Here is a 1,249-nt window from a genome sequence, read left to right as displayed (position 1 = left end):
TCTTTCTACTGCCCCAACTTTGCAACAGCACCGTTTAATGTTTGGGCTTTTGCATGATCTCTCACCTGAGGCGTGCAAACATGCCGAAGAAACTTCCGGGGTGCAGGAAATAAAAAACGCGAAACCTATCCGTACAGAATTTATCTGAATGCTTGCTAAACGACGGCGACAGTAGCCCTGGCAAGGGTCAGTATCCTTGTCTCATGGATATGTATGAAATACAAGTAGAAAACCTGCTCCTTTACGCCCCTGAACAAGACATTGAAGAGATTCGGAGACTACTGCAGGGTCGGTTCTCAAAACTAGAACCGACCCTGCAGCTACAGCGCGTGACCACTGCAATCCCAACCCATGATGATATGGGGCTAAAAGACTATTGGGACCAGCAATATGGCCACGATTTAGAACCTGTGGGTTACCAACTAAAGCAAATCAATTTCGTCTTCTTAGTAGATAGAGAACAAGACCAGGAAGCTCTAGGCATGCAGATCTACGCAATAGTCTCTGAGGCAGTTCGTCCGTTTGGAAAAATTGAGTACTTTAGTATGTTCGGTGACCCTGACGGTGAAGAACTAGCAGACAAAGAATAGCTTTTCCGTACTTATGCAGGCACTGAGGCAGAAAACGGAGAACTTCCTCCAGACCCTTCGAACCGCTTCGGAGTGCAATGGTGCAGCCGGTACCCCTTCCCATACTTGCTATTCACCTGCGCATTCGCGTCTGCAGTGGCAGCAGCTTTGGTCCGGCCATATCCGTATATGTACCCGACTATGGTTTGATTGGCAATACGCTCAACTGGGCATTTGGCTCTCCACGAGAACTTAGTTTTTGCAAATGGCGTAATATTCTCGCCAGGACTAAAAGTGGGGGAGGCAGAAGCAATAGCGGGTTGGGATACGCCTAACAGTAGAGCAGACACCGTTGTGAGAACGACAGCTTTAACTTTCAAAATATATCTCCTCATGAAACGCAATGTCATGGCCAACGGCCTTGACAGACGAAATGGAACCACTGCTGTAGAAAACTTCATGCGACCCCGTAATAGCCCTGAAATGCGGTGCAGAACTTAGCCGCTTTTGACCATCGAGGCAAAGAACCGCATGAAATGCCTTCTAACGGCGAACCTATCCGAGTCCCAATACTTCCTCTAGTCATGTGCACAAAGTCGGAACGAAAGTGACCACCTTTTCGGGGTCAATCTTTAACTGACTTATGGGGGTGCTGTTGCAAAGTTGGGCCAGGGTCGAAA

At 48.0% G+C, this 1,249-nt stretch carries 1 protein-coding gene; it reads left to right on the top strand.

The annotated features are described in order from the left end of the window. Positions 1-203: 203 nt before the first annotated feature. Positions 204-590 (top strand): hypothetical protein, encoded by a 387-nt coding sequence (locus HMPREF2792_RS11915; RefSeq protein ID WP_066838985.1) that lies wholly within the window; start codon positions 204-206, stop codon positions 588-590. Positions 591-1,249: the final 659 nt, after the last annotated feature.

This window comes from Corynebacterium sp. HMSC068H04 (genome assembly GCF_001811255.1).
GTDB classification, from domain to species: Bacteria; Actinomycetota; Actinomycetes; order Mycobacteriales; family Mycobacteriaceae; genus Corynebacterium; species Corynebacterium hesseae.
The sequence above is the reverse complement of the archived record's forward strand: the minus strand, read 5'-3'. Positions and strand labels throughout refer to the sequence as shown.

What these genes read in the sequence shown, in the direction of transcription:
- HMPREF2792_RS11915 (WP_066838985.1), top strand. Translation starts at nt 204, where the DNA reads ATGGATATGTATGAAATACAAGTAGAAAACCTGCTCCTTTACGCCCCT.